The sequence below is a fragment of the Devosia lucknowensis genome (assembly GCF_900177655.1).
Lineage (GTDB): Bacteria > Pseudomonadota > Alphaproteobacteria > Rhizobiales > Devosiaceae > Devosia > Devosia lucknowensis.
In genome coordinates this window covers 1,685,013-1,710,531 of record NZ_FXWK01000001.1, presented here as the reverse complement: position 1 = coordinate 1,710,531, position 25,519 = coordinate 1,685,013, and the positions used below count along the sequence as shown (strand labels likewise).

Below are 25,519 nucleotides of genomic sequence, written 5' to 3'. Positions count from 1 at the left end.
GGACCCATCATGCTTGCCCAAAAGCGTCTCGTAGCCCTGAGCGCAGCCCTGCTGCTCTCCACCGCCGGCGCCCACGCCGCGGAATCATTCAATCGCATCGCCAGCTTTCCGGTCGCGCTCAATGCGCCTGACGCCGAAGCCACCTCGTCCGAGATCATCACCGCCAGCGAAGACGGCATGACGCTGATCTACTCGGACAGCCCGGGCGGCGGCATCGGCTTTGTCGACATTACCGAGCCCGGCGCGCCCAAGCCTGCCGGCTATCTGCCGCTCGAGGGCGAACCGACATCGGTGGCGATCATCGGCGACAAGGCCTATGTGGGCGTCAACACGTCCGAAAGTTACACCGCCCCCTCCGGCAAGCTGGTGATCGTCGACATCGCGACGCAGTCGGTGGACGCCGAACACGCGCTCGGCGGGCAACCGGACTCCGTTGCGCGCAACAAGGACGGTACGTTGATCGCCATCGCCATCGAGAACGAACGCGACGAGGAGCTCGGCGATGGCGGCCTGCCGCAGATGCCTGCCGGCTTCCTGGTCATTTTCGATGTCGAGGCGGCCACTCTTAAGACTGTCGATGTCACCGGGCTTGCGGATGTTTTCGGCGAAGACCCCGAGCCCGAATTCGTCGATTTCAACGACAACGACGAAATCGCCCTGACGCTTCAGGAAAACAACACCATCGTCGTCATCGATGGCAAGACAGCCGAAGTCACCGGCCGTTTCTCCGCCGGCACCGCCTCGGTCTCCGATGTCGATACCAAGCGCGATGGCGCCCTGCGTTTCGAGGGCAGCATGTCCGACGTGCCGCGCGAGCCGGATTCGGTGAAGTGGCTCGACGCCGATCGCATCGTCATCGCCAACGAAGGCGACTGGAACGGCGGCTCGCGCGGATTTTCCATCCTGTCGCGCACCGGCGAAGTGCTGTTCGACAGCGGCAACGAACTCGATCATACCGCCGCAACACTTGGCCACTATCCCGAGCACCGCAACAAGAAGGGCGTGGAGCCGGAAGGCCTGGAAGTCGCGACCTTCGGCGACACGCAGTATATCTTCGTCGCCGAAGAGCGCTCGTCGCTGATCGCGGTTTACAAGGATACCGGCGCCGATCCCGAATTCGTGCAGGCGCTGCCGTCAGGCATCTCGCCCGAGGGCGTGGTCGCCATTCCCGCGCGCAATCTCATCGCCACCGCCAATGAGGCGGATCTGCGCGAAGATGGCGGCGTCGGCAGCCACGTGATGGTCTACGAAATGACCGACGGCGAGGCCAGCTATCCCCAGCTGGTGTCCGATCTCGATGCAGACGGCCGTCCGATCGGCTGGGCCGCGATTTCCGGCGCGGTGGCCGATGCCGAACAGTCCGGCTTGCTCTATGCCGTCAGCGACAGCGTGTTCCATGCCCAGCCGGCCATCTACACGATCGATGCCACGGCAATGCCGGCGCGCATCATCAAGAAGACCGTCATCACCCGCAACGGCGATGCCGCCCAGAAGCTCGATGTCGAGGGCATCACGCTCGATGGTGAAGGCGGCTTCTGGCTGGCCTCGGAAGGCGACAGCGCCAAGCTCGTGCCGCACGCGCTCTACCATGTCGATGCCGATGGCGCGATCCAGGCGGAAGTGCCTTTCCCGGCAGCAGTGTTGGGCGGCGAAAAGCGCTTCGGCGCCGAAGGGATCGCGCGCACCGGCGAAGGCGATGATGAAACGCTGTGGGTCGCCATCCAGCGCGAGTGGGGAGACGATCCGGTGGGCCAGGTCAAACTGCTCGCCTACAAGCCGGCATCCGCCACCTGGGGTGCGGTGGCCTATCCGCTCGAAACCCCTGCCGAAGGCGCCTGGGTCGGGCTCTCGGAAATCACCATCCATGGCGATTTCGCCTACATCGTCGAGCGCGACAACCAGATCGGCGACAAGGCAGCACTCAAGGCGCTCTACCGCGTCCCGCTGACCGATCTGGTGTCCGCCGAACTCGGCTCCGCGCTTCCTGTCGTCAGCAAGGAACTGGTCCGCGACTTCATTCCGGACCTCGCGGCCACGAACGGCTACGTGCTCGACAAGGTCGAGAGCTTCGCCATCGACGCCGACGGCGTGGGCTATGCCATTACCGACAATGACGGTGTGGACGACGCCTCGGGGGAGACCATGTTCTGGTCCATCGGCGCACTCTAAGGTCACCTCCCTTGACCTTGACGGCGGCCGGGCATCTGCCCGGCCGTTTTCCTGTGCTCAAAAGGACCTGAGGCGGCTTGCGCACGCCCGCCAACTGCCTACACTCACACCGGTTTCAGCCGGGACAGAACAGGCACAGTGCTCAATCGCATCTATATCGTGGTCGGCATCTTCGCCATCGTTGTGCTGGCCGGCGCATTTCTTGTTCCGCGCTTCATCACCTGGGGCGATTATCGGGATCGCATGGAAGTCCTGGCCAGCGGCGTGCTGGGCGCCGATGTGACGATTCGGGGCGATATCTCCTTCTCGCTCCTGCCCAGTCCACGGCTCGCCTTTACCGATGTGGTCGTGGGCGATGCTGAATCGCCCGCCGCCACCGTCGGCGCGGTCGAGGCCGAATTCGTGCTCATGGATTTCCTGCGCGACATCTACAATGTCACCGCGCTCAGCCTCGAGCGGCCGGTCGTCAATCTCACAATCGATGAAAATGGTCTTCTGAGCAGCGGCGTCGATCTGAGCGGCGCGGGAGCCGGCGTTGCGCTCGGCCATGCCGGCATAGCCAATGGCAGCCTCCGGCTGGAGGACCTCCGATCGGCTGAAACTTATGTGCTGGACCGTGTCGACGGTGACTTGCGGCTGTCGAGCCTGTCCGGACCCTTTCAGTTTCAGGGCGCGGGCAATTACGGCGAGACGCGGTACGACCTTCGGTTCAATTCCGCCGCGGTCGATGGCGACGGAAATACGCGGGTATCGAGCTTCCTCCGCGAGGCGCTGGGCGCGTATTCGCTGACGCTCGATGGTACTCTTTCGCCGGGCGCGGCACCGCGCTTTGCCGGTACGATGGCCTATCGCCAGGCGCCGCCCCAGGCCGATGCGGCCGACGATATCAGGGGCGACCTGCTGCTCGAAAGCGAAGTGACGATCAATACCGACCGCGTCGTGTTGTCCGGCTATACGCTCAATCCCGACCAGAACCGGGCCGGCATGCGCCTCACGGGCGCGGCCAGCATTCGCCTGGGTGTCCGCCCCAGCTTCGATGCAGTCGTGTCGGGTGGCGTGTTCTCCCTGCCGCCTCGAGATGCCAGCGAAGTGGCCGCGGAACAGCCCTACGAGTTCGTTCGGCTGCTCTTGGAAATCCCTGCGCCGCCGCTGCCGCCCATCGAGGGAAGGCTGGGCATCGACCTCGCGGAAGTCGGCCTGCGTGGTTTCGCCCTGCGGGAAGTGCGGGTGGACGCCACCACGGATGGCGCAACCTGGACTGTGGAACAGGCGGTGGCGCGATTGCCGGGCGAGACGGAAATGCGCTTTTCAGGCACCGCCTCCAATGACGGCGGCGTTGCTGGTTTCGTCGGGGATGTCAGCGTCGTGTCGCGACGGCTCGAAGCGCTGTCGCAGGTCTGGAAACGACCGGTCGAGAACAATCCGCTGTTCAACATGCAAGGCTCGCTCACCGGACGGCTGATGCTGGCCGGCGATGCGTTCGGGCTGAGCAACGGACGGCTGACGCTTGACGGGCAGGAGCATGGCCTGGAATTGCGCATAGGGTTCGGAGCGGAGCCTCGCCTCGATACCGTGCTGACGTTGGGCCAACTCGATACCCTTCGCACCCAGGCGCTCGAGGCGCTCGTTCCCGATGTTACCGGCGACGCGAATTTTGCCATCAGCTTTCCCGATGGCAGTTTCTCGATCACGGCCGGGCGGGTCGACGTGATGGGGCTGCCCGCGCAGGATCTCGTCGCCGAGGCGCAATGGTCTCCGTCGGCTGTCCGGTTCTCCCGGCTTGCCGCGAGCGACTGGGGCGGGGTGATGCTCAATACCACGGCCCGCATTTCCGGAACTCTTGCCCAGCCCTGGGTGACGGGTTCGGGGGATCTCGGTGTCGCCGATCCGGACGCGCCCGGGCTCGGTGTGATCTATGAGATGGCGGGCATACCCTTCGGATGGCAGCAGGCCATTGCCAGGGCGCTTCCGTTCAGCCTGCAGTTCATTCTCTCCGACGTCGATGGCGGGGAGGGGCAGGTGCTCACTGCGGGCGGTGATGTCGGCGCGGCGCGGCTCGACCTGCGCGCGGAAATGGCCGGTGGTCTGCCCGCCCTCGCGGTGGAGGATCTGCGTCTGGTTGGCTCCCTCGAAGCGCAGGACAGTGCGGCGGCGCTGAGCCAGTTCGGCTGGGACAGCGTGGCATTTGCGGATGGCGAAGGCAGTCTGCTGGCCAGCCTGTTTGCCGAAGGCAGCGGAACCGATGGCTTCGAAGGCCGCGTGGCATTGAGCCAGGGCAGCCAATCGATCAGCTATGCCGGTGGCCTACGCCTTTCCGGTTCGGGCGAAATCGCGGGCGAAGGCACGCTCGAAGTGCTTCTCGACGATGGCTCGGCCATTGCGACCCTGGCCGGCGTCGGCGGCTCCAGCCTGCCGGGCCTCGAAGCGACGGCGGCCCTTCAGTTCGAAGGACTGCGGAGCCTCGCGCTCGACGGCATTTCCGGCGTCGCCGGCGATACCGGTTTTGGCGGCCGCATTGCAATGCAGCGGAGCGGGCAGATGCCCAGTTTCAGCGGAGCGATCGACGCGGACGGTCTGGAGCTCGCTGGCCTCGCAGGTGCCCTTTTTGGCGAAAGTGCATTCATTGGTGCAGTGGGCGCCGTTTGGCCCGAGGGTCCATTGGCGGCCAGCGACATCGCTCGTCCATCGCGCGGCGACATCACGATCACCGCGCCATCGATATCTCTGGGGGGACGCACTGTCTCCGGCGAGACCACGTTCAACTATGTATGGGGTCCCGAAAGTGTCTCGATAAAGGGGCTCGGCGCAGCCGTGGGCGGCGGCTCGCTCGACCTGACCGTCGACCTGTGCTGCGCGGGACCGTTGACCGATCGGACGGTCTCCGGTCAGGCGACGGTTTCCGGAGTCGATCTCGGAGCCATTGCGCCGGGCCTCCTGGCGCAGGGGCTTTCGGGCAGGCTCGATGGCGGGGTGCAGTTCGAAGGGAGCGGCGCAAGCCTTGCCGACGTCATGCGGGGCATGACCGGAGAGGGCAACTTTGCCGTGGCGGATTTTGCTGCCGAGGGTCTTGCGGGCGAAGTCTTCCCAGCGATCTCGGCTTTTGAGGATGTGCTCAATACCGATGCGGATGCGCTCGAAACGCTGATCAGCCTCGCGCTGGCGCGTGGGCCATTCACCGCCGATCAGGCGCAGGGCGCTTTCACCATTGCGGGCGGTACCGTCCGTCTGGCCAATCTCATCATCGAAGGCACCGGCGCGCGACTTGCCGGCAGCCTCAACCTGATGCTGGATCAACTCGATCTCGACGGGCGGTTCGTGTTGACGCCGCGCGACTTCAACGACCCCAACGGCCTCGTCCAGAGCGACACGGCGCGTATCGTGGCACAGATCGCCGGCACCCTGCTTACGCCTGAGGTCACCGTCGATCTCGCTGAAATGGTCGCGTCCATCCAGGTCCGCGCCAATGAGCTCGAAGTGGACAGGCTCGAAGCGTTGCGGCTGGAGGACGAAGCCCGGCAGCGGGCCGCGGCCGAGGAGCGCAATCGCCTCATCGAGGAGCGTCGTCGCAGGGAAGAGGCACTGCGGATGGAAGAGTTGCGTCAGCTCGAAGAGGAAATGGACCGCATCGACCTGCCGCCTGAACTCTCCACTCCGCAGCAGCCCGAGCCCGCAGCGCCCTCAGGCCCGCTGAACCTGGGCTTCCAGCCCGGCGTCAATCAGCCCATCGGCAACGACGTCAACCAGCCGATCCAGCTCTTCCCGAGCCAATAGTTTTGCCCATCCACGGTACCGTCCTCGGGCTTGACCCGAGAACCTGTCAACACTCCGGCATGCGTCGAAACGGGCCCTAGGATCAAGTCGGAGGGCGGTAGGGTGTTTTTGGGGAGGGAGATGGTGATGGCCTAGCTCTCGCGGCCGTCCCGGTACCACGCGAGTACGGCCAGCCGCACGGCAGAAGACAGGTTGGTCGTGGTTCGCGTTTCATCGATCTCGCGAACGAGGCTGGCGAGGCTCAATTGCCGCTCGCTGGCAATGGCCTCGAGCGCGTCCCAGAATTCGGGCTCGAGGGCTATCGACGTACGGTGTCCGGCAATGGAGAAGGATCGCTTGTCCATGCCTGGTGCAGGATCAGGGTTTTTTGCGGAAGGCGTCGAGGCTCACGACCTTTTCGCCAGACGCTTCGCCGGATGCGGGCTCGCCATCGGCGGCCTCGGTGCGGGCATCGGCCGCCTTCTCTTCGGCGTCCCGGTCGTCCGGTGCGGTTGCCGGATCGAACTGCAGGCCGAACTGCACGCTGGGATCGAAGAAGCCCTTGATGGCCGAGAAGGGAATGTGGAGCATTTCGGGCTGGCTGTTGAAGCTCAGGCCGACTTCGAACGCAGCCTCGGTGACCTTGAGGTCCCAATACTGGTTCTGCAGCACGATCGTCATTTCCTTGTCGTATTGCTTGAGCAACTCTTCGCTCAGGCGCACGCCGGGGGCGCGCGTCGCAAAGGAAATAAAGAAGTGATGGTCACCGGGCAGGCCGGTCCGGGACACTTCGGCCAGCACCTTGCGGACGACGCCGCGCAGGGCTTCCTGGGCGAGAATGTCATATCGCATGTGGTCTTCGGCCATTTTGCCCTTACTCCAATAGTCAACCGGACAGAATCCGAACGGCCCATATCAGCCCTACGTTCCCGGATAATTCAAGAACAAAGGGTGCAAGTTCATGCGGCAAATGGAATTGAGTGCAGGCTTCTGTTGCCAGGTGCCTGCGAACCCCGCCTGCCACCCGGCTAGGAGTGGAGGACTTTAATTCCCAGTGCTAGCACCGCTTACGCGGCGAGAGCGACCGGAGCCTTATGGTTGTCATTGGCAACTATAAGTTTTAGCCCGATAACGGCGGTACAATGCCGAGCGAAAGCACACTCTTTACGCCCTCGTCGATCCTATTTCGTCCCCAGTGGCTCCTCCCCGAAAGGGGGAGATGGTGGAGACGCCGGGTACTGCCCCCGGGTCCGATGGGTTTATTACAATGACAGTTTATCGCCATAGCTCTTGCGAGCAGACCCTATATAGGTGACGCCCCGGCCGGATGCAAATGGCGGCCGCCAAATTCAGCGCTGATTAACAGGTCACGAGCATGCTCCACCTCCACTGGAGGCGGGCATGAATACGAATACGAGAGCCTATTGGCAGAAGCATGCCAGGCGTCAGCGGCTACAGACGCTACTCGCGCGACTCTCCATCGTGCCGACGGCGATGGTCGCCGTGATGCTCGGCGCGCTGGGCGTGATGGCGCTTCAGGATACGACGGCGGGGCAGTGGCTGGAAAACGTCCGCATGCCGGACATGCTCGTCGCCGCAGCACCACAGACCTCGGTTGCGCAGGATTGGTCGCGCAGTTTCGGTCTCTGCAGCGGGTCGGTTCGGGTCACTTGCGTCGTCGATGGCGACACGTTCTGGCTCGACGGCACCAAGTACCGCATCGCCGACATCAACACGCCCGAAACCGGCTCGCCGCAATGCGCCCACGAAGCGCAACTGGGGCGCAGGGCGACCGAGCGGCTGACGCAGCTGCTCAATGCCGGCGTCTTCTCGCTCGCATCGATTGATCGCGACGAGGACCAGTACGGACGCAAGCTGCGCATCGTCGAGCGCGACGGCCGCTCCCTCGGCCAGCAACTGGTCTCCGAAGGTCTCGCCCACGAGTGGCGTGGACGCCGCGAGGGCTGGTGCTAGGTCACTCCGCGCTGAGGTGTTCGAAGACGAGGCCGCGGGTCGTCCGCTCGCCAAAGCCTTTCCAGGTCCGGTCGCCGGCCGGCGCGTTCCAGGTTCCGCCGTCGAGTTCGAGATAGGCAGCCTTATCTGCATCGCCCTTGAGGTGCAGGTCGAGGAACGCCGTCACGAAATGCTGGGCGATATTGTTCATCCGCGCATTGTCCCAGACGAAGTCGGCATAGTGCTCGAACGGACTGCCCGGACCGCCGGCTGTAGCCTCTTCGGGCGGCGGCATCGGTGCGCCCGCATTGTGGCCAGCGCCCTGAAAGGTGAGCATGGAGCGGTCCGCGTTGACCGCACCTTCGTAGATGCGGCGGATGCCGTTCTCGTAGTCCGAAACTTCGTCGACCGATCCGCCGATCATGAGCAGCGGAATGTCGATGCCGGCAAGGCCTGTATCGTCCCAGAGGCCCAAATGCCCGCCCCAGGGGGCAACCGCGACGACGGCCTTCAATCGCGGGTCGCGAGCGGCTGCGTAGGCATCCGAACCGGCCATCAATCCCGCCAGTGCCTCGGGCGAAGCCATTCCCATCTGTCCGGCGGCTTCGGCTAGACCCGCTCCCGCACTCAGCACCGCGCCGTAGCCGCCCATGGAATAGCCGATGATGGCGCTGTTGTCGCCGTCGACCATGCCTGCTAGGAAATCGCCGGCCCGGGCCATCTCGTCGAGCACGAACAGCTGGTCGGGCGAGCGGTTGGCCAGCGTGCTGGCGAAGCCGAGCTGGTTTTCATAGGTGCTCTCGAAGTGATCGATGCTGGCGACGACATAGCCCTTGCTGGCGAGATTTTCGCCGAAGTGGCTGATCAGGAAGCGGTTGCCGGGAAAGCCGTGCGACAGAATGACGAGCGGGTAGGGGCCATCGGCCGCCAAGGGGGCCGCGTCACGAACCGCCTGGCCGTGCAGGGTAACCTTAAGGTCGCTGTTGGCCATCTGCACGTCTGTGTAGTCGCCCCCCGGAGTGCCACCGGCGAGATCGGCCGGGTACCACACTTCCACAGTCAGCGGGCGGTCATAGGTGCCCCCACCAAGCACGTCGGGTTGATCCGCGTGCACAAGTTCGAGCGTGCGCACGCCGATGTCGAAATCCCCCGGTGCGGCCAGTTCCGGTGCATCCGGTCGCTGGATGTCAATCCGATTGCCCTCAGCCATGCTTACGCCTCCCATGCTCGTCAGGAGCGCCACTGCCAACATCAACCGCATGTCTTCCTCCTCGATTGCGCGCAGCCTATCCGTCCAAAACGAAAAGGCAAATCATTCATTTGCTTTCGAATGGCTTTCGATATTGCAGGCGCTGGACAGCGTGGGCGCTTTGCCGCTTAGTGCGGGCAAGGAGTGTCGCCGTGTCGCTTGAAGTTCTGGAAGGCCGTAGTTGCGGATCGTGTACCGCCTGCTGCTCCTTCGCCCCTATTCGCGTCGAAACGCTGCAGAAGCCGGCGAACAGCCTTTGCCGTCATTGTGCGGAAGGGCGTGGCTGCACCGTCTATGACGTGCGTCCCGCGGTCTGCCGCGGCTTTTACTGCGGCTATTTCTTTCTGCCCGAGCTCGGGCCCGAATGGCATCCCGAGCGCAGTGGCGTCGTCATCCGCTCGGAAAGTTTCAATAACGACACCATTACCATCCTCGTGCTCGAACTCACGGAGTTCCTCATCTCCGAGGATTTTGCCGGCATGGTTGGAGCCTGGGTTGCCGAAGGCATCGCCGTCGAATTCGAGCGGGTAGGGCCCGAGGGGCACCTGCCAGCCAAGATGCGGGTCAACGAGCTCCTGGAAGATGCGGTGGCCGCGCGCGACCTACGGGAGATGCACAAGGTCTTTGCCTGGTCGCTCGCCCATATCGACCAGAGCCACGCCTGGGAGCGCGACGAAACGGTGTTCTACAGCGCCTTGGCGTAGCGCTCGGGACGCAGGCCTAACTGGCGCCGTTCCATTTCATCTTCATGTAGACGCCTCCAGCTTCGAGCTCGTCGAGCATCTGCGCGAGGCGCTTCTGCTTGGTTTCGTCGCGTTTGGCATTGTTGATCCACATCAGGTAGTCGTTGCGCTGGTAGTCCGGCCTTGCCTCGTATTTTTCGACGAGGCCGCGCGCCTTCAGCGCCGCAGCCACGAAATCGGGCATGGGCTGGAGCGGCCGGAACAGCTTGTTTGGAATGGGCGAGCCCAGGATGTTGTGGTCGATGTCGGTCTTTGGCCGGCCCATGTCACTCTCCGAATGCGGCGTGGGCACAGACTATACCGGTCTCCCACGCAAAGCTGTCAGTTGAATTCGCCGAGGCCCGACTCGGTTCAGCGAATCACGCTAGATTTGTCGGATGCAGCCCTACCTCAAGCTCCTTTCCGACATTCTCGAAACCGGCACCGACAAGTCCGACCGCACCGGCACCGGGACGCGATCGATTTTCGGCTACCAGATGCGTTTCGATCTTTCGAAGGGCTTTCCGCTGGTCACCACCAAGAAGCTGCATCTCAAGTCCATCATCTATGAACTGCTCTGGTTCATCCGTGGCGAAACCAATGTGCGCTGGCTGCAGGAGCGTGGCGTCACGATCTGGGACGAGTGGGCCGACGAGAACGGCGATCTTGGTCCCGTCTACGGGTCGCAATGGCGCAGCTGGCCGGCGCCCGACGGTCGCCATATCGATCAGCTTCAGGCCGTGATCGACCAGATCAAGGCCAAGCCCGACAGCCGCCGACACATCGTTTCGGCCTGGAACCCGGCCGAGGTCGACAACATGGCGCTGCCGCCGTGTCACGCGCTGTTCCAGTTCTACGTCGCCGACGGAAAACTGAGCTGCCAGCTTTACCAGCGCTCCGCCGACACCTTCCTCGGCGTGCCCTTCAATATCGCGTCCTATGCACTTCTGACCCATATGGTGGCGCAGGCCTGCGATCTCGAAGTGGGTGATTTTGTCCATACACTGGGCGACGCGCACATCTATTCCAACCATTTCGAGCAGGCACAACTACAGCTCTCCCGTGACCCGCGACCCTTGCCGAAGCTGGTGATGAACCCGGACCGCAAGCGCATCGAAGACTTCGTCTACGAGGATTTCGCCTTCGAAGGTTACGATCCGCATCCGGGCATCAAGGCGCCGATCGCCGTATGAGCCGGTCTCTGGCCGAGCTGTCGGAGCTGGTGGCCGAAGTCTCGGATACCTATGCCTCGCGCAACGACATCGCCCGCGACAATGACTGGTATCTCCTCAAGGTGCAGGAAGAACTGGGGGAGCTCAGCGCCGAGTATCTGAAGTCGACCGGGCGCGGGCGGCTCGAGGGCGCCGACGCCGGGGAGATCCGCCAGGCACTGGAAGACGAAGCCGCCGATGTGCTGGCCATGCTGCTGCTGTTCGCGCGCAACAATGGCATCGATCTCGACGCTGCGCTGGAGCGAAAGTGGTTCCAATATCTCGGGCGGTCCCCGACGCCGTAACCGGGTGCCCATTCTCGGGCTCGGGAAAAGCGGCTAAGACTGGCTGAGTTCAAGTTGCGGCCGAGAATCGGAAACCGGCTGCACAGGGTTGAAATCCCAAGGGGAGGATCGATGATGAAGCGCTTGCTGACCGGGCTTCTGGCTCTTTCCGTCATGCCTGTCGCCGCAAACGACACGGCGGCCGTTCTGACCACGGGCGGCCTCGAATTCGTTTCGCATGGCGAGATTGCCATGGAGCGCGAGGAGCTGTTCATTTCCCGCGACGAGATCCGGGTCGTCTATACATTCCGGAACGACAGCGACACCGACCACGACCTGCTCGTCGCCTTCCCGATGCCCGATATCGTGCCCGACCATTTCTCTCCCGTGGCCTTTCCGATGGGCCCGCCCGACAACCTTTTCGAATTCCGCACCACCTTCAACGGCGATCCGGTGGACGCGACCTTGCACGAATATGCCTTTGCGGCCGGCGTCGATCGGACCAAGCTTCTCCAGAAACTCGATATTCCCATCGTGCCGATCAGCCAGGAGGCGATCGACGCCGTCGACGCGCTGGGCGCCGATCAGGTCGCCGAACTCCTGCATCTGGGCATGGCCATTCCGGACGAATACGATGCCGGCGAGGGCTGGGAGAAGCATCACTGGCCGAACTGGACCTATCGCGCCACCTACACCTGGGAAGCGACGTTTCCGGCGCGCGAGACGGTGACCGTTGAGCATCGCTACAAGCCGAGCGTCGGCGGCACGGCCGGCGTGGCCTTTCTCTCCGAACCCTACGAGGACTACGATCCGGCGGCGGAGTATGCGCAGAAGTATTGTACCGACGATGCTTTCCTTGCGGCGGTCCGCAAGACGCTCGCAAGTGCCGACGAGCCGTGGTCGGCTCCGTTCACCGAGAACTGGATCTCCTACATCCTGACGACGGGTGGCAATTGGGCTGGCGGCGGCATCGAGCATTTCCGGCTCGTCGTCGACAAGGGCGAAGAGGGCAACCTCGTCTCGTTCTGCGGAGAGGACGTCAAGAAGATCGGGCCAACCACCTTTGAGATGGTCAAGGAGAACTTCTGGCCCGAGCAGGAACTCGAAATCCTCATTCTTCAGCGCTACGAGCCGCAATAGCCGCGATCTATGTCCGATCCCCTCAACATCCGCCCCGCGACGCCGGCCGATGCCGCGCTAATCGTCGAATTCATCCGCCGGCTCGCCGCATACGAGAAACTCGAGCACGATGCCAAGGCCACCGAGGCCGATATCGCCCGCGACCTTTTCGGCGCGGCGCCCAAGGTGTTCTGCGAGATCGCCGAATGGGACGGACAGCCCGTCGGCTTTGCCCTCTGGTTCTACACCTATTCGACGTTCCAGGGGCGCCATGGCATCTGGCTGGAAGACCTGTTCGTCGATCCGGCCCTGCGCGGCAAGGGCATCGGCAAGGCGCTGCTGGTGCATCTGGCGCGCCGCTGCGTGGAAGAGGATCTTGGCCGCTTCGAATGGTGGGTGCTCGACTGGAACGAGCCGAGCATCCGCTTCTACAAGAGCCAGGGCGGGGTCATGCAGGACGAGTGGACCAAGGTCCGGATCGATGGCGACGCCCTGCAAAAGCTGGGCGCCGCGAGCTAGCGGACAGTTTCAGTTTGCCTCGACGCACATGGCGATGCCCATGCCGCCGCCGATGCAGAGCGTTGCCAATCCGCGCTTGAGCGAGGACCGCTGCAATTCGTGGAGCAGGGTGACGAGCACGCGCGCGCCCGAGGCGCCGATCGGATGGCCCAGCGCAATGGCGCCACCATGCACGTTGACGATATCGGGATCCCAGCCCATGCCGGCATTGACGGCACAGGCTTGGGCGGCAAAGGCCTCGTTGGCTTCGACGCGCTCGAGATCGGCCACACTCCAACCCGCTTTCGCCAGCGCTTTGCGGGAGGCCGGGATCGGGCCCGTGCCCATGATGGACGGGTCGACGCCGGCCGTGGCCCAGGATGCGATCCTGGCGAGTGGCGTCAGACCGCGCCGGCTTGCTTCATTGGCATGCATCAGCACCAGCGCTGCCGCGCCGTCGTTGAGACCCGACGCATTCCCGGCGGTGACGCTCCCGTCCTTGTCGAAGGCAGGTCGCAGTTTGGCGAGCGTTTCGACGCTGGTCTCGGGGCGCAGGTGGTCGTCGGCATCGACGACCGTGACACCCTTGCGCGTCTCGATCGTGACGGGAGCGATTTCCGCGTGGAAATGGCCGCTGGCCTGGGCATCTCCGGCCTTGCGCTGGCTCGATGCCGCGAAGCTGTCCTGCTGGTCACGGGTAATGCCGAACTGGCGTGCCACATTTTCGGCCGTCACGCCCATATGGTAGCCGCCGAAGGCGTCGGTGAGGCCATCGCTGAGCATGGTGTCGACGAGGCTGACAGCGCCCATCTTCGTGCCCGAGCGCAACATCTGGCAATGCGGCGACTGCGACATGGATTCCTGGCCGCCTGCCACCACGATGGTCGCGTCGCCCGAAAGGATCTGCTGCATCCCGAGGGCGACTGCGCGCAGGCCTGAGCCACACAGCTGGTTGATGCCGAAGGCGGTCGCCGATGCCGAAATGCCGGCCTTCATGGCGGCTTGTCGCGCCGGGTTCTGGCCGGCTCCTGCCGTCAGGATCTGGCCGAGGATGACTTCGTCCACCGTTTCGGGCCCGACGCCTGCGCGTTCGAGCGCTGCCGTGATGGCGACGCTGCCCAGGTCATGTGCCGGCAGGCTCGAAAGCGGGCCGAGAAAACTGCCGACAGGGGTCCGTGCGGCACTGACGATGACGATGTCGCTCATGCGGCGCGCTCCTCGAGATCAACGATGAAGTGGGCTTCGGTCTTGGCCTTGATCTCGTCCACGCTCACCGCGTCTGCCAGTTCGATCAGACGCATCTCGACCGGGCCGCGGCGGTTGATGGCAAAGACGCCGAGATCGGTGATCACCAGGTCGGCCACGCGCTGCCCGGTGAGGGGCAGGTTGCATTGGCGCAGCAGTTTCGGTTGACCCTTGGCCTCGTGTTCCATGACCACGACGACGCGTTTGACGCCGGCCACGAGGTCCATGGCACCGCCCATGCCCTTCACCATCTTCCCCGGGATCATCCAGTTGGCGAGGTCGCCGTTTTCCGCGACCTGCATGGCGCCCAGGATCGAGAGATCGATATGGCCGCCGCGGATCATGCCAAAGCTGTCGGCGCTCGAAAAGAAGCTGGTCTCGGGCAGGGCGGTGATGGTCTGTTTGCCGGCATTGATGAGGTCTGCGTCCTCTTCGCCCGCATAGGGAAACGGGCCCATGCCCAGCATGCCGTTTTCGCTCTGCAGGCGCACATCCATGCCCGAGGGAATATAATTGGCCACCAGCGTCGGAATGCCGATGCCGAGATTGACGTAGAAGCCGTCGCGCAGCTCCCGGGCGGCGCGGGCCGCCATCTGATCGCGGGTCCAGGCCATCAGGCAATCTCCTCGCTTCGATTTCGGGTCGTGCGCTGCTCGATATGCTTGACCGGGCTGGGCACGTGAACGATGCGGTCGACGAAGATGCCCGGGGTATGGATATGGTCGGGATCGAGCGTGCCAGTGGGTACCAGATGCTCGACCTCGGCTACCGTCACCTTGCCAGCCGTCGCCATCATCGGATTGAAGTTCCGGGCGGTCATCCGGTAGACCAGATTGCCTTCGGCATCGCCCTTGAAGGCATGCACCACGGCGAGGTCTGCGACCAGGCCGGTTTCCATCACGAAGTCTTCGCCATCGAAGTTACGGACGTCCTTGCCTTCGGCGATGATGGTGCCCACACCGGTTTTGGTGAAAAAGGCCGGAATGCCCGCGCCACCCGCGCGGATGCGCTCGGCCAGGGTGCCCTGCGGATTGAATTCGAGCTCAAGCTCGCCTGACAGGAACTGCTCGGCAAAGAGCTTGTTCTCGCCCACATAGGACGAGATCATCTTGCGGATCTGGCGCGTTTTCAGCAGCCGGCCAAGACCGATGCCGTCGACCCCGGCATTGTTCGAGATGACCGTCAGTCCCCGGGCGCCGGAGAGTTCGATGCCCTCGATCAGGGCCTCGGGAATGCCGCACAGCCCAAAGCCGCCGGACATGATCGTCATGTCGTCGCGAAGAAGCCCGGCAAGGGCTTCAGCGACGGTGGAATGGACCTTGCGCATGGCGTCCTCCCCATCCTCCAATAGGTTCTTTCCCAAACGCTAGGTCTTGTCGGGGCAGGGCTGTTAGTCGTATTTCTACCACATGGCCTCGCCTCCGATTTTCACCCTCGCCGACATGCCCGTGCCGATGGTTTTCGCCACCCACCGGATCATCCGTGACTGCAATGCCGAGTTCGCGGCGCTGTTCGGCTATGCCAGGCAGGACCTCGTGGACACGAGTTTTTCAAGGCTCTATCCGGCCATTGCCGACTTTGTGCGCACCGGCGAGATGTGGCGACATCATCTGCCGGGCGGCGCCGTCTACCATGACGAGCGGGTGATGGCGGGTGCCGATGGCAAACGCTTCTGGTGCCGGGTGAACGGCCGGGCGCGGGACGCCGCCGATCCGTTCGCCGCGGCGCTCTATTGCTTCGAGCCGATGAGCCGCCCGGTCTCGGCGACGACGCTCAAGCTGACGGGGCGGCAACGCCAGATCATGACGCTGGTAGCGCAGGGCAAGACCAACACCGACATCGCCCGGGAGGTCGGCTTGTCCCGACGGACGGTGGAGGCGCACCGTTTGCGGCTTTCGCGCTCTGTGGGTGTCGCCAATTCGGCGGAGCTGGTGGCCTGGTTCCTGTCGCAGCCGACGACGCTAGAGTGACGCCTGAATGTAGGTCGCCTTGAGATAGAAATCCTTGGGCCGCGTAATGTGACCGTGCACGATCTCGGCAAGCCGCGCGCCTTCTCCCTTTGCTATGGCGTCGACCATCCCGAAATGTTCGGAAATCGCGATTTCGCGAAGCTCTTCGCTGGGAAAGGCGCGGGTGCGGATGGGGTGCGTGGCGAACGTGTAGTGGAGGATCGCATCGGCAAGCTGCTGGTTGCCCGCAGCGCGATACAGCACTTCGTGAAAGGCATTGTTGAGCGAGAACACGTCCGCAAAGCGCTGCGCCCGCGAGGCATCGCGGTGCTGGCTGGCGATATCGGTCAGCCGCTGCACCAGGGCGTCGTCGGCGGGTTGGGTAAAACGGTGCGCGGCCCGTCGCTCCAGGCAATCGCGAATTTCATAGAGTTCCTCGATCTCGTTGATCGAGTAGTCACGCACCTGCACGCCCTTGTTGGGCTGGCGGATGACGAGCCCCATGCGCTCGAGTTCGTCGAAGGCCTTCCGCACGGCGTGGCGAGTCGCGTCGGTGCGGGCCATGATCTCGTCTTCGACCAGCCGTTCGCGCGGCCTCAGCTGTCCGGCGATGATCTGGCGCTGCAGCTCCCGATATACGGATTCCCAGGATTTTGACTGGTCTGTCGGTACTTTAGGGGCGCGCATCGATAGGCCGGCTCCAGCTGATTTGGTCGCTTCACCATAGCCAGAGTTCCACAGCCACACAATCATCGTTGACATTATCGATAATCATCTCGATGATATCAGCGATCAGGGAGGATCGTTGTGGTTCGTATCGGCAGTGGTGCAGGTTTCTCGGGCGATCGGATCGATGCGCCGCAGTCCGTGGTAGCGTCGATCGCTGCCGCAGGGCAGGGCGGCGCCGTGATCTTCGAGACCCTCGGAGAGCGCACGCTCGCCCTTGGACAGATCGCCAAACGCAACAACCCCGCCAAGGGCTACGAGCCGCTGCTCGAGGATCTGCTCGAACCCGTGCTTGCCCAGTGCGTCGCGGCCGGCATTACCATCGTCGGCAATTTCGGCCAGGCCAATCCGCCCGCCGCGGCCAACGCTATCCAGGATATCGCGAACCGGTTGGGCCTTGGCCGACTGCGGATCGCCGTCGTCGCTGGCGACGATCTCGCAGGCCGCATCGACCTCGATGCGACCGAGCGCTGGGAGGGCGACGGCCGCCTCCCCGATCTCGATGGCGACGTCATCGCCATCAACGCCTATCTCGGGGCCAAGCCCATCGCCGACGCTATCCTCGCCGGTGCGCAGGTTGTCGTCACCGGCCGCGTGGCCGATCCGGCGCTGGCACTGGGGCCGCTGGTGGCCCATTTCGGCTGGGACTGGAACGATCTCGACCGCCTGGCCGCCGGCACGCTGATCGGGCACCTGCTCGAATGCGGGTCGCAGGTCTCGGGCGGGTTCTTCGCCGATCCCGGCTTCAAGGATGTTCCCGATACGGCCAATATCGGCTTCCCGATTGCCGAGGTCGAAGCCGATGGCAGCTTCGTCATCACCAAGGCCGAAGGCACGGGTGGCGTGGTCGACCTCAGGACCGTCAAGGAACAGCTGCTCTACGAGATCCACGATCCGTCCTCCTACCTCACCCCCGACGTGACGCTCGATGTCACCGGCGTGGAACTGGCAGAGGTCGGTCCCGATCGCGTCCGGGTTTCCGGCGCCAGGGGCCATGCTGCACCCGCCAAGCTCAAGGCTACCGTCAGCTTTTACGGCGACTGGCTGGGCGAGGCCGAAATCTCCTACGCCGGCTCGAATGCCCTGGCCCGGGCCAAGCTCGCCATCACCACGATCAACGAGCGCATCGAAAAGCGCGCCCTGCAGGTGCGCCATCGCGCCGATATCTTCGGCACGGTCAGCGCCTTCGATTCCGACCATGGCGACCTTCTCGCCGAATTCGACGACACGCCTTCAGGCGACTACCGCGTCCGCTTCGCCTTCGGTGCCGCGTCGCAAAAGGACGTCGAGCGGGCGGTGCAGGAAGTGAACGCGCTTTATTGCTGCGGGCCGGCCGGCGGCGGCGGCGTGCGCCAGAGCGTGCGGCCTCGCGTGCGCACGCTGTCCCATCTCGTGGAGCGCGATCTCGTCTCGCCGAGCTTCCATTTCCATGAGGCGCAATCATGAGCGGTGGAACACGCGTCACCAAGCTCCACGCCATCGCACACGGGCGTTCGGGCGACAAGGGCAACCGGCTCAACGTCAACGTCATCGCCTATGACGAGCGGTACTGGCCGATCCTGCGCGATCAGGTCACGGCCGAGCGCGTGGCGGCCCTTTTCGCCCATCGCGGCGTCACCGACGTCCAGCGCTATGAACTGCCCAAACTCGGCGCCCTCAACTTCGTCATCGAGGATGCGCTCGAGGGCGGCGTCAATTCCAGCCTTGCCGTCGATACGCACGGCAAGTGCCTCAGCTATCTCGTACTGGGTCTCGATGTCCTGGTGCCGGTCGAACCGGGCGGCGGCCAAACGCCCCAGCCCGCATTGCAAACGGTCCCCTAAGGACCAAGGGAGGAAGAACATGAACACCAAGACCTTGCAGCGCATGCTGCTTGCCGGCGCTTCGCTCGCCGTCGTTGCCGCGCAGCCGGCATTGGCGCAGGACCTGCAGCGCGGCGGCAATCTGCGCATCGGCATTTCGCAGATGGCGCCGTCGCCCGATCCAGTGGTCACCACCTTCGGCGTCAACTGGCTCACCGCCTCGATCGCCTGCGAAGGCCTCTTCGGCGTCGATGAATCCTGGACGCCACAGCCCATGCTTGCCGACAGCTTCGAATATAGCGAAGACGGCAAGACCCTCACCGTCACCCTGCGCGACGGTCTCAAGTTCCAGTCCGGCGCGGACCTGACCTCGGCCGACGTCGTCGCCTCGCTCGACCGCTTCCGCGAATCCGCGGGCATCGGCGCTTCGTTCAAGGGCGTGACCGACTCCATCGAGGCCGTCGACGACCGCACGATCCAGTTCAATCTCAATACGCCGACGCCGATCCTGCCGGGCATTCTTGCCGGCCAGCAGGCCATTATCCTGTCGCAGGCTTCGCTCGAAGGCGCCAGCCCGACCGAAGCGGCCCGCAATCTCGATTGCACCGGCCCTTACACGATCAGCAGCTACACGCCCGACCAGGGCGCGACGCTCACCCGCTGGGAAGACTACCAGTCGCGTAGCGAACCCTCGTCGGCCGCTGCTGGCGCCAAGCACGCCTATGCCGATACCATCCAGCTTCGCCTGATGCCGGAAGCCTCGGTGCGTCGTGACTCGCTGATCACGGGCGAAATCGACATCGCCATGGAACTGCCGACCGATTTCTACGACGCGCTGCAGAACGACCCGAACACCGAAGCGGTCGTCGTGCCCAACAATCAGTCGCTGGCCGTGGTGCTGAACACCAAGGACGGCCCGATGGCCGACGTCAACTTGCGCCGCGCCTTCTACTACGCCCTCGAGATGGAGCCGATCATGCTCGCCTCGGTCGGCAATCCCGAATTCTACACGCTCGATCCGAGCTGGATCCCCGATCCCAACTCGTTCTGGTACACCACTGCTGGCGTCCCCGAAGGCTTCGGCACGCCGAACCCGGACAAGGTCAAGGAATACCTCGCCGCCTCCAACTACAATGGCGAGCCGATCCGCTGGCTGGTGGCATCCGAGCAGTACCAGAAGCACTACCTGACCGCGATCACCGCTTCCCAGCAGCTCGAGGAATACGGCATCAACGTCGAAATCGTGGAATCGCCGATGGCCAACTACATCCAGGCCCGCGCCGACTCCGCGCAGATGGACGCTTTCTCGAGCTTCCTGCCGACCTATGTCGATCCGACCTCGATCGCCTACCTCAACGCCACCTATCCCGGCTTCTGGACCGACCCGACCAAGATGGAGCTGATGGACAAGCTGGCCTCGACCATCGATCCCGATGAGCGCAAGGAAATCTTCGAGGAAATCCATGCACTGGCCTATGACCAGTTCCCATGGGTCAAGTACGGTACGGAATCCAACATGTACGGCATCCGTGAAGGCGTTGGTAATCCGGCTCGCGTCCCGGCGCGCGGCTACGATTTCTACAACGTCGCACCGCCGGCGGCGAACTGAACATGAGCGTTCCTCAGGCGATATCTCCCGACCGCCTGACCGGTGGTGACGAAGAAGTCTTCGTCACCACCAACAAGTCGGTCTGGCAGCGGCTTCTGGCCAATCCCACGGCGATGGTCTCCATCGCCATCCTCTTGGTCATTTCCCTGGGTGCGATCCTCGCGCCGGTGCTTGCACCGGGCAATCCGCTCAAGGTAAGCCCTGCCGACCGTTTCATTCCGCCCGGCGCCGAGCATTTCTTCGGAACGGACAATCTCGGCCGCGACATGTTCAACATGGTGCTCCATGGCGGACGCACGTCGCTGCTCGTCGGCCTTGTCGTCACCGTCATCTCCATGTCGATCGCCGTTGTCCTCGGCGCCATTTCCGGCTTTTACCGCCAGGTCGACGTCGTGCTGATGCGGCTGGTCGATGGCCTCATGGCCTTCCCGGGCATTGTTCTGGCTACGGCGGCCGCCGGCATCATGGGTCCGTCCATGACGACTGTCGTGACCTCGCTTTCCATCGTGCTGATCGCACCGTCCCTGCGCATCGTGCGCGGTCAGGTGCTGGTGGTGCGCGAATTGCAGATGATCGAAGCTGCACGCTCAGTGGGCGTGCCGACGCTGCGTCTCTTCACCCGCTATATTCTTCCTGCCGTTTCCTCTCCCATTCTGGTGCAGGCGTCGTTCATCTTTTCGGCCGCAGTGCTTGGAGAAGCCGGTCTCAGCTTCATCGGCGTCGGCATCGGCCCTAAGGAGCTGAGCTGGGGTAACGCTCTCACCGAAGCCCGCAACTACATCGCCCAGGCGCCCTGGATCGTCATTTTCCCGGGTCTGGCGCTGATGCTCACCATCCTTGCCCTCAATCTTCTGGGCGACAGTCTGCGCGATATTCTCGATCCGCGCCTGGCACGGAGGCGCTGACATGCTGCGCTATCTCGGCAAACGCTTTCTCCTTATCCTGCCCACGATCTTCGTACCGCTGATCCTCGTCTTCCTGCTGCTCCGCCTGTCACCGGGCGATCCGGCCGGCATGATGCTGGGCGATCAGGCAACACCCGAACAGATCGCGGCACTGCGGACGCAACTGGGGCTCGATCAACCGATCTGGATCCAGTTCTTCATCTGGCTCAAGGGCATAGTCACGCTCGACCTGGGGAATTCGATCTTCTTCCGCGAGCCCGTGATGCAGATCATTCCGCGCTATGCCACCGTCACGATCCTGCTGACGCTGGTGGCCCTGACCCTCGCTATCGCCATCGGTGTCACCATGGGCCTGATTTCAGCGATGAACCGGAACAAGCCGATCGATCGCGGCGTCGTCACCACGGCGGTGCTCGGCATCTCGCTGCCCGAATTCTGGTTTGCGCTGCTGTTGATCTTCCTGTTTTCCGTCACGCTGCGCTGGTTCCCGGTCGCGGGCTACAATCCGCCTGATGCTGGTCTCATCGCGTTTGGCGCCACCATTTTTCTGCCGGCGCTCGCATTGGGTGTCCGCCAGTCGGCCCTGATGACGCGCATGATGCGCTCGTCCATGCTCGACGTGCTCAACGAGCCCTACATCACCACCGCGCGGGCCCAGGGCCTGCCGGAAAAGACGGTGATCGGCCGCTACGCCATGCGTACCGCCGCCATGCCCGTCGTGACCGTCGCGGGCCTTTCTGCCGGCTATATGCTCGGCGGCGCTGTGGCCATCGAGATCATCTTCGCGCTGCCCGGTCTTGGGCGGATGCTCGTCGAGGCTGTCGGTCGGCGCGACTATCCGCTGGTTGAAGGCGGCGTCCTGACCATTTCGCTGGTCCTTGCGGTTCTGAACCTTATCATCGACCTCATCTACGCCCTTCTCGATCCCCGGATACGCTACCAATGACCGCGCATATTGCCCCAATGCCGGCCGACAGGGTTTCGCCTTCAGCCGATCCCAGGACCGTGCTGGAGGTCGAAAACCTCAGCCTCTCATTCCGCAACGCCGATGGCCTCTTGCCCATCGTCACGGATGTATCCTTTGCCATCCGTGCCGGCGAGGCCGTTGCACTGGTGGGCGAGAGCGGCTGTGGCAAGTCCATCACCGCCAGCGCCATCATGGGCATCGCGCCCGAGAATGCTGAGATCGGCGGCACTATCACCCTCAACGGCAAGGTCATTTCGGGCCTGTCGCCGAAAGACCGGCGCAAGCTTTGCGGACGGCATATGGGGTTCATCTTCCAGGAGCCGATGACGGCGTTGCATCCGACGCTGAGCATCGGCAGGCAGATGACCGATACGCTCAAGCACAATCTCGGGCTCAGCCAATCGGCCGCGACGGATCGCGCGGCGGAACTGCTCGACCGCGTCGGCATCCCGCGTGCGCGCGACATCCTCAAGGGTTATGTGCACGAACTCTCGGGCGGCATGCGCCAGCGCGTCATGATCGCCCTCGCCATTTCCTGCGGGCCGTCGCTCATCATTGCCGACGAGCCGACGACGGCACTGGACGTCACCATCCAGGCACAGGTGCTCGACCTCCTCGATGATATGCGCCGCGAGTTGAACCTCGCCATGCTGTTCATCACCCATGACCTTGAAGTGGTTGGCGATTTCTGTGATCGCGCGGTGGTCATGTATGCTGGCGACGTTGTCGAGCGCGGCCGCAGCGAGGACGTCGTTCATCGTCCGGCTCATCCCTATGCCCGCGGCCTTATCGATGCCGTGCCGGCCCATGACGATGGCCGCACGCGGCTGACGCCTATCCTCGGCACCGTGCCTCCTGTGGGGCAGTGGCCCTCTGGATGCCGCTTCGCGCCGCGCTGCACCCGGGCCGACGCGCAATGCGCCACGCGTCCTGCGCTGGCCCCGCATGGCAAAACCGACATCCGCTGCTGGCACCCCCTGGAGGCAAGCGCATGAGTTCCGAACCGATGCTGGCCGTATCCGGCCTCTCCAAGAGCTTCAAGTCGGTCAAGGCCGTGCGCGACGTCAGCTTCACCATTCCGCGTGGCAAGACCTTTGGCCTCGTCGGCGAATCCGGCTCGGGCAAGTCCACGACGGCGCGCCTGGTGCTGCGTCTCACCGAGCCGACCGCCGGCACCATCAACTTCCGTGGCCGTGACCTGGCGACGCTGTCCTCCCGCGACCTGCGGGCCGAGCGGCGGCATATGCAGATGATCTTTCAGGATCCGTTCGGGTCGCTCAACCCGCGCATGAGCGTGCGCGACACGCTGGTCGAGCCGCAACTGGTCCATGGCGTCGGCACGCCCTCCGAGCAGTTGCGGACGGCTGAGCGTCTCCTCAGCGAAGTCAGCCTGCCGCGCGCTGCGCTCGACCGCTATCCGCACGAATTTTCCGGCGGCCAGCGCCAGCGCATCGCCATCGCCCGGGCGCTCGCGACCAATCCCGAGCTGATCGTCGCCGATGAACCGGTGAGTGCGCTCGACGTGTCGGTGCAGGCGCAGGTGCTGAACCTGATGCGTGACCTGCAGGACCGGCATAACACCACCATGCTGTTCATCTCGCACGATCTGCGGGTCGTGCAGTTCATGTGCGATGAGATCGGCGTCATGTATCTCGGCGAAATCGTCGAGCAGGGCCCCCGCGACCGCATCTATGGCGCGCCCGCCCACCCCTACACACAAGCTCTCCTTGCCTCTGCACCGGGCAAGGGGAGTGGCCAGAGGGCACGGCTCAAGGGTGAAATTCCCAGCGCCCATGCCGTTCCCTCCGGCTGTGCATTCCGCACGCGCTGTCCGCATGCCTTCGATCGTTGCGCCACTGAAAAGCCGGCAATGCGCGATGTCGGTGGCGGTCAGAAAGCGGCGTGCCACCTGCTCGACAAGGCCATGGCGGCATGAGCGAGACCATCGACGTCCGCAGCCGCGAGGCGCAGTATCGTGGCCTGCGCACGGCGCTGGGCGAGCGCTTCACCGGCATTCGCTACGCCGAACCGCCCATCGGTCCGCTACGGTTCAGGCCACCCGTGCCGGTGGAGCACAGTGGGCTGGTTGATGCCACGCACTTCGGTTTCGCGCCGCCGCAGGTCAAGCGCACCATGCCGGCCTGGGCGCCGAGAGGCGATGGGTTCGAAACCGGCGAGGATTGCCTCAACCTCAATATCTATACGCCCAAAGCCGACGACCGGCGCCGACCGGTCATCGTCCATGCCTTCGGTGGCGGCTTCCAGACGGGTTCCGCCCACGGTACGTTCCACCGCGACGAGGCCTTCGCGCAGGATGGCGACGTCGTCCTGGTCCGGCCCAATATGCGCGTCGGCGCCCTGGGTTTCCTGGCGCTGGGCGATGCCTTCGGGTCGGACTACGCCGCTGCCAATCGCGGCATGCTCGACTTCGTCGCGGCCCTGCACTGGGTCCATGACAATATCTCGGCCTTCGGCGGCGACCCCGATAACGTGACGCTGGCCGGCATGTCCTCGGGCTCTTTCACCATTTCAGCATTGTTCGGGGTGGATGGCATCGACCATCTTTACCGCCGCGTCTGGCTCATGAGCGGCCCTGCCAGCCGCATCATTGCTCCCGAAACCGCGGCAGCGCTGGCCGACGATTTCCTCGACAGGGCGGGCGTGGCCAGAGGCGATGTCGCAGCGCTCGAGGCGCTGCCTGTTGAAACCATTCTCGAGGTTCAGGACAAGGTCCTCGCCACCCATCTCGGCGAGCGTAACGCGCCCGGTGGCCGCACCTTCGGGATCGTTCTCGACGGGGCGAGCCTGCAGCGACACCCGCTGGACGGACTTGCCTCCGGCCGGTTCGCCGCGCATCGGATCGTCACCGGCTGGACCCGGGACGAAGCGCGCATGTGGTATGCCTTCGGCATGATGCCCGACGTCACGAGCCGGGAGGCCTTGCTGGCATCCATCGGCCGGTTCCGGCCTGACGACGCCGAGGCGGCGCTGGCGGCATTGGAAGCCGAGCAACCCGGCCTCGGCTTCACCCAATACGAAGAAATCTTCCTCTCGCGCGCCATTTATCGCGATCCGGCACTGAAGACCCTCGCGGCTCATGCCGCTTCCGGCGGCACAGGTATTGGCTATCAGTTCGAGTGGGTGCCGGCCTTCGAGGGCGGCAAGCTCGGCGCCGCGCACGGGTTCGACGAACCGTTTGTCTTTGGCAGTCTCGCCAATACGCCGCTCGCAGACGGCGACAGTGCGGCGGCAGTGCTCGCCAGACGGATGACGCGGACGCTGTTGGGGTTTGCGCGAAACGGCACCTGCGACTGGCCCGCCTTCATCCCGGACGAGCCGCTCTACGCGACCTTTCCCTGAC

25 protein-coding genes and 1 other RNA gene are annotated in these 25,519 nt (G+C 64.1%); 17 read left to right on the top strand and 9 right to left on the bottom strand.

What is annotated here, in order from left to right:
- Window positions 1-9: 9 nt before the first annotated feature.
- Together CCK88_RS08420 and CCK88_RS08415 are read left to right on the top strand one after the other, a co-directional pair.
- Window positions 10-2,169 (top strand): esterase-like activity of phytase family protein, encoded by a 2,160-nt coding sequence (locus tag CCK88_RS08420; RefSeq protein WP_086470002.1) that lies wholly within the window; start codon window positions 10-12, stop codon window positions 2,167-2,169.
- Between the two features lie 138 nt (window positions 2,170-2,307).
- Complete coding sequence (locus CCK88_RS08415) at window positions 2,308-5,940, top strand: AsmA family protein (RefSeq protein ID WP_086470001.1); 3,633 nt, start codon at window positions 2,308-2,310, stop codon at window positions 5,938-5,940.
- 131 nt (window positions 5,941-6,071) lie between these two features.
- Here CCK88_RS08415 and CCK88_RS08410 read toward each other — a convergent pair whose 3' ends face one another.
- The 3 genes from CCK88_RS08410 to ssrA all read right to left on the bottom strand — a co-directional run bounded on the left by CCK88_RS08410 (window position 6,072) and on the right by ssrA (window position 7,256).
- Complete coding sequence (locus tag CCK88_RS08410) at window positions 6,072-6,284, bottom strand: ribbon-helix-helix domain-containing protein (RefSeq protein ID WP_086470000.1); 213 nt, start codon at window positions 6,282-6,284, stop codon at window positions 6,072-6,074.
- A gap of 13 nt (window positions 6,285-6,297) precedes the next feature.
- Entirely contained in the window at window positions 6,298-6,786 is a 489-nt protein-coding gene (locus CCK88_RS08405) for an SspB family protein (protein ID WP_086469999.1), read from the bottom strand.
- A gap of 112 nt (window positions 6,787-6,898) precedes the next feature.
- Window positions 6,899-7,256: a transfer-messenger RNA gene (gene ssrA / locus CCK88_RS08400) on the bottom strand.
- A 64-nt stretch (window positions 7,257-7,320) separates the two neighbouring features.
- Between ssrA and CCK88_RS08395 the strand changes: the two genes are divergently transcribed.
- Window positions 7,321-7,893 carry a thermonuclease family protein gene (locus CCK88_RS08395; RefSeq protein WP_086469998.1) on the top strand — a complete coding sequence of 191 codons (573 nt, stop codon included), beginning with the start codon at window positions 7,321-7,323 and terminating at the stop codon, window positions 7,891-7,893.
- 1 nt (window position 7,894) lies between these two features.
- Here the strand turns inward: CCK88_RS08395 and CCK88_RS08390 are convergent, their stop codons facing one another.
- Window positions 7,895-9,133: an alpha/beta hydrolase family protein gene (locus CCK88_RS08390; protein WP_086469997.1), complete on the bottom strand. Its 1,239-nt coding sequence runs from the start codon at window positions 9,131-9,133 to the stop codon at window positions 7,895-7,897.
- 140 nt (window positions 9,134-9,273) lie between these two features.
- On the opposite strand from CCK88_RS08390, the gene CCK88_RS08385 reads away from it, so the two are divergent.
- The gene (locus CCK88_RS08385) at window positions 9,274-9,825 is read left to right on the top strand and encodes a YkgJ family cysteine cluster protein (RefSeq protein ID WP_140048929.1); all 552 of its coding nucleotides are present in this window, start codon (window positions 9,274-9,276) and stop codon (window positions 9,823-9,825) included.
- A gap of 16 nt (window positions 9,826-9,841) precedes the next feature.
- Here the strand turns inward: CCK88_RS08385 and CCK88_RS08380 are convergent, their stop codons facing one another.
- Window positions 9,842-10,129, bottom strand: coding sequence for a YdeI/OmpD-associated family protein (locus CCK88_RS08380; RefSeq protein ID WP_244557461.1), 288 nt, complete (start codon window positions 10,127-10,129; stop codon window positions 9,842-9,844).
- A 112-nt stretch (window positions 10,130-10,241) separates the two neighbouring features.
- Here CCK88_RS08380 and CCK88_RS08375 point away from each other — a divergent pair, with 112 nt between their 5' ends.
- From CCK88_RS08375 to CCK88_RS08360, 4 genes are all read left to right on the top strand, one after another.
- Window positions 10,242-11,036, top strand: coding sequence for a thymidylate synthase (locus tag CCK88_RS08375; RefSeq protein ID WP_086469995.1), 795 nt, complete (start codon window positions 10,242-10,244; stop codon window positions 11,034-11,036).
- Window positions 11,033-11,359 (top strand): nucleoside triphosphate pyrophosphohydrolase family protein, encoded by a 327-nt coding sequence (locus CCK88_RS08370; protein ID WP_086469994.1) that lies wholly within the window; start codon window positions 11,033-11,035, stop codon window positions 11,357-11,359. The genes CCK88_RS08375 and CCK88_RS08370 overlap by 4 nt, the downstream gene beginning before the upstream one ends.
- A 111-nt stretch (window positions 11,360-11,470) precedes the next feature.
- Complete coding sequence (locus CCK88_RS08365) at window positions 11,471-12,478, top strand: DUF4424 domain-containing protein (RefSeq protein ID WP_086469993.1); 1,008 nt, start codon at window positions 11,471-11,473, stop codon at window positions 12,476-12,478.
- A 9-nt stretch (window positions 12,479-12,487) separates the two neighbouring features.
- Window positions 12,488-12,976 (top strand): GNAT family N-acetyltransferase, encoded by a 489-nt coding sequence (locus CCK88_RS08360; RefSeq protein WP_086469992.1) that lies wholly within the window; start codon window positions 12,488-12,490, stop codon window positions 12,974-12,976.
- 9 nt (window positions 12,977-12,985) lie between these two features.
- On the opposite strand, the gene CCK88_RS08355 is transcribed toward CCK88_RS08360, so the two are convergent.
- From CCK88_RS08355 to CCK88_RS08345, 3 genes are read right to left on the bottom strand one after another with little or no spacing between them, the layout of a single operon-like run.
- Window positions 12,986-14,161, bottom strand: coding sequence for an acetyl-CoA C-acetyltransferase (locus CCK88_RS08355; RefSeq protein ID WP_086469991.1), 1,176 nt, complete (start codon window positions 14,159-14,161; stop codon window positions 12,986-12,988).
- Window positions 14,158-14,814 (bottom strand): 3-oxoacid CoA-transferase subunit B, encoded by a 657-nt coding sequence (locus CCK88_RS08350; RefSeq protein WP_086469990.1) that lies wholly within the window; start codon window positions 14,812-14,814, stop codon window positions 14,158-14,160. Before CCK88_RS08350 ends, CCK88_RS08355 begins: the two co-directional genes overlap by 4 nt.
- Entirely contained in the window at window positions 14,814-15,527 is a 714-nt protein-coding gene (locus CCK88_RS08345) for a CoA transferase subunit A (RefSeq protein WP_086469989.1), read from the bottom strand. Before CCK88_RS08345 ends, CCK88_RS08350 begins: the two co-directional genes overlap by 1 nt.
- Window positions 15,528-15,609: 82 nt before the next feature.
- Between CCK88_RS08345 and CCK88_RS08340 the strand changes: the two genes are divergently transcribed.
- A complete protein-coding gene (locus tag CCK88_RS08340) occupies window positions 15,610-16,170 on the top strand; it encodes a helix-turn-helix transcriptional regulator (RefSeq protein WP_244557460.1) in 561 nt (186 codons plus the stop codon).
- Here CCK88_RS08340 and CCK88_RS08335 read toward each other — a convergent pair.
- Entirely contained in the window at window positions 16,162-16,911 is a 750-nt protein-coding gene (locus CCK88_RS08335) for a GntR family transcriptional regulator (RefSeq protein ID WP_086469988.1), read from the bottom strand. The two genes, CCK88_RS08340 and CCK88_RS08335, sit on opposite strands and share 9 nt — an antisense overlap.
- Window positions 16,912-16,956: 45 nt before the next feature.
- On the opposite strand from CCK88_RS08335, the gene CCK88_RS08330 reads away from it, so the two are divergent.
- Genes CCK88_RS08330 through CCK88_RS08295 form a run of 8 tightly spaced genes read left to right on the top strand, consistent with a single transcriptional unit; the run spans window position 16,957 to window position 25,518 of the window.
- Window positions 16,957-18,321, top strand: a complete 1,365-nt coding sequence (locus CCK88_RS08330) for an acyclic terpene utilization AtuA family protein (RefSeq protein ID WP_086469987.1) — start codon at window positions 16,957-16,959, stop codon at window positions 18,319-18,321.
- Complete coding sequence (locus CCK88_RS08325) at window positions 18,318-18,698, top strand: AtuA-related protein (protein ID WP_086469986.1); 381 nt, start codon at window positions 18,318-18,320, stop codon at window positions 18,696-18,698. The genes CCK88_RS08330 and CCK88_RS08325 overlap by 4 nt, the downstream gene beginning before the upstream one ends.
- A 19-nt stretch (window positions 18,699-18,717) precedes the next feature.
- Window positions 18,718-20,286, top strand: coding sequence for an ABC transporter substrate-binding protein (locus tag CCK88_RS08320; RefSeq protein WP_170926396.1), 1,569 nt, complete (start codon window positions 18,718-18,720; stop codon window positions 20,284-20,286).
- Between the two features lie 2 nt (window positions 20,287-20,288).
- The gene (locus CCK88_RS08315; RefSeq protein ID WP_086469984.1) at window positions 20,289-21,191 is read left to right on the top strand and encodes an ABC transporter permease; all 903 of its coding nucleotides are present in this window, start codon (window positions 20,289-20,291) and stop codon (window positions 21,189-21,191) included.
- A 1-nt stretch (window position 21,192) separates the two neighbouring features.
- The gene (locus CCK88_RS08310; RefSeq protein ID WP_086469983.1) at window positions 21,193-22,137 is read left to right on the top strand and encodes an ABC transporter permease; all 945 of its coding nucleotides are present in this window, start codon (window positions 21,193-21,195) and stop codon (window positions 22,135-22,137) included.
- Window positions 22,134-23,153 carry an ABC transporter ATP-binding protein gene (locus CCK88_RS08305; RefSeq protein WP_244557459.1) on the top strand — a complete coding sequence of 340 codons (1,020 nt, stop codon included), beginning with the start codon at window positions 22,134-22,136 and terminating at the stop codon, window positions 23,151-23,153. Before CCK88_RS08310 ends, CCK88_RS08305 begins: the two co-directional genes overlap by 4 nt.
- On the top strand, window positions 23,150-24,094 hold the full coding sequence (locus CCK88_RS08300) for an ABC transporter ATP-binding protein (protein WP_086469982.1): 945 nt from the start codon (window positions 23,150-23,152) through the stop codon (window positions 24,092-24,094). Before CCK88_RS08305 ends, CCK88_RS08300 begins: the two co-directional genes overlap by 4 nt.
- On the top strand, window positions 24,091-25,518 hold the full coding sequence (locus tag CCK88_RS08295) for a carboxylesterase/lipase family protein (protein ID WP_086469981.1): 1,428 nt from the start codon (window positions 24,091-24,093) through the stop codon (window positions 25,516-25,518). Before CCK88_RS08300 ends, CCK88_RS08295 begins: the two co-directional genes overlap by 4 nt.
- The last annotated feature ends 1 nt before the right edge of the window (window position 25,519 follow it).

Coding starts and splice junctions, on each gene's coding strand:
- CCK88_RS08420 (WP_086470002.1), top strand. CDS start 10: ATGCTTGCCCAAAAGCGTCTCGTAGCCCTGAGCGCAGCCCTGCTGCTC.
- CCK88_RS08410 (WP_086470000.1), bottom strand. CDS start 6,284: ATGGACAAGCGATCCTTCTCCATTGCCGGACACCGTACGTCGATAGCC.
- CCK88_RS08405 (WP_086469999.1), bottom strand. CDS start 6,786: ATGGCCGAAGACCACATGCGATATGACATTCTCGCCCAGGAAGCCCTG.
- CCK88_RS08395 (WP_086469998.1), top strand. CDS start 7,321: ATGAATACGAATACGAGAGCCTATTGGCAGAAGCATGCCAGGCGTCAG.
- CCK88_RS08390 (WP_086469997.1), bottom strand. CDS start 9,133: ATGCGGTTGATGTTGGCAGTGGCGCTCCTGACGAGCATGGGAGGCGTA.
- CCK88_RS08380 (WP_244557461.1), bottom strand. CDS start 10,129: ATGGGCCGGCCAAAGACCGACATCGACCACAACATCCTGGGCTCGCCC.
- CCK88_RS08375 (WP_086469995.1), top strand. CDS start 10,242: ATGCAGCCCTACCTCAAGCTCCTTTCCGACATTCTCGAAACCGGCACC.
- CCK88_RS08370 (WP_086469994.1), top strand. CDS start 11,033: ATGAGCCGGTCTCTGGCCGAGCTGTCGGAGCTGGTGGCCGAAGTCTCG.
- CCK88_RS08365 (WP_086469993.1), top strand. CDS start 11,471: ATGATGAAGCGCTTGCTGACCGGGCTTCTGGCTCTTTCCGTCATGCCT.
- CCK88_RS08360 (WP_086469992.1), top strand. CDS start 12,488: ATGTCCGATCCCCTCAACATCCGCCCCGCGACGCCGGCCGATGCCGCG.
- CCK88_RS08355 (WP_086469991.1), bottom strand. CDS start 14,161: ATGAGCGACATCGTCATCGTCAGTGCCGCACGGACCCCTGTCGGCAGT.
- CCK88_RS08350 (WP_086469990.1), bottom strand. CDS start 14,814: ATGGCCTGGACCCGCGATCAGATGGCGGCCCGCGCCGCCCGGGAGCTG.
- CCK88_RS08345 (WP_086469989.1), bottom strand. CDS start 15,527: ATGCGCAAGGTCCATTCCACCGTCGCTGAAGCCCTTGCCGGGCTTCTT.
- CCK88_RS08340 (WP_244557460.1), top strand. CDS start 15,610: ATGGCCTCGCCTCCGATTTTCACCCTCGCCGACATGCCCGTGCCGATG.
- CCK88_RS08335 (WP_086469988.1), bottom strand. CDS start 16,911: ATGTCAACGATGATTGTGTGGCTGTGGAACTCTGGCTATGGTGAAGCG.
- CCK88_RS08325 (WP_086469986.1), top strand. CDS start 18,318: ATGAGCGGTGGAACACGCGTCACCAAGCTCCACGCCATCGCACACGGG.
- CCK88_RS08320 (WP_170926396.1), top strand. CDS start 18,718: ATGAACACCAAGACCTTGCAGCGCATGCTGCTTGCCGGCGCTTCGCTC.
- CCK88_RS08315 (WP_086469984.1), top strand. CDS start 20,289: ATGAGCGTTCCTCAGGCGATATCTCCCGACCGCCTGACCGGTGGTGAC.
- CCK88_RS08310 (WP_086469983.1), top strand. CDS start 21,193: ATGCTGCGCTATCTCGGCAAACGCTTTCTCCTTATCCTGCCCACGATC.
- CCK88_RS08305 (WP_244557459.1), top strand. CDS start 22,134: ATGACCGCGCATATTGCCCCAATGCCGGCCGACAGGGTTTCGCCTTCA.
- CCK88_RS08300 (WP_086469982.1), top strand. CDS start 23,150: ATGAGTTCCGAACCGATGCTGGCCGTATCCGGCCTCTCCAAGAGCTTC.
- CCK88_RS08295 (WP_086469981.1), top strand. CDS start 24,091: ATGAGCGAGACCATCGACGTCCGCAGCCGCGAGGCGCAGTATCGTGGC.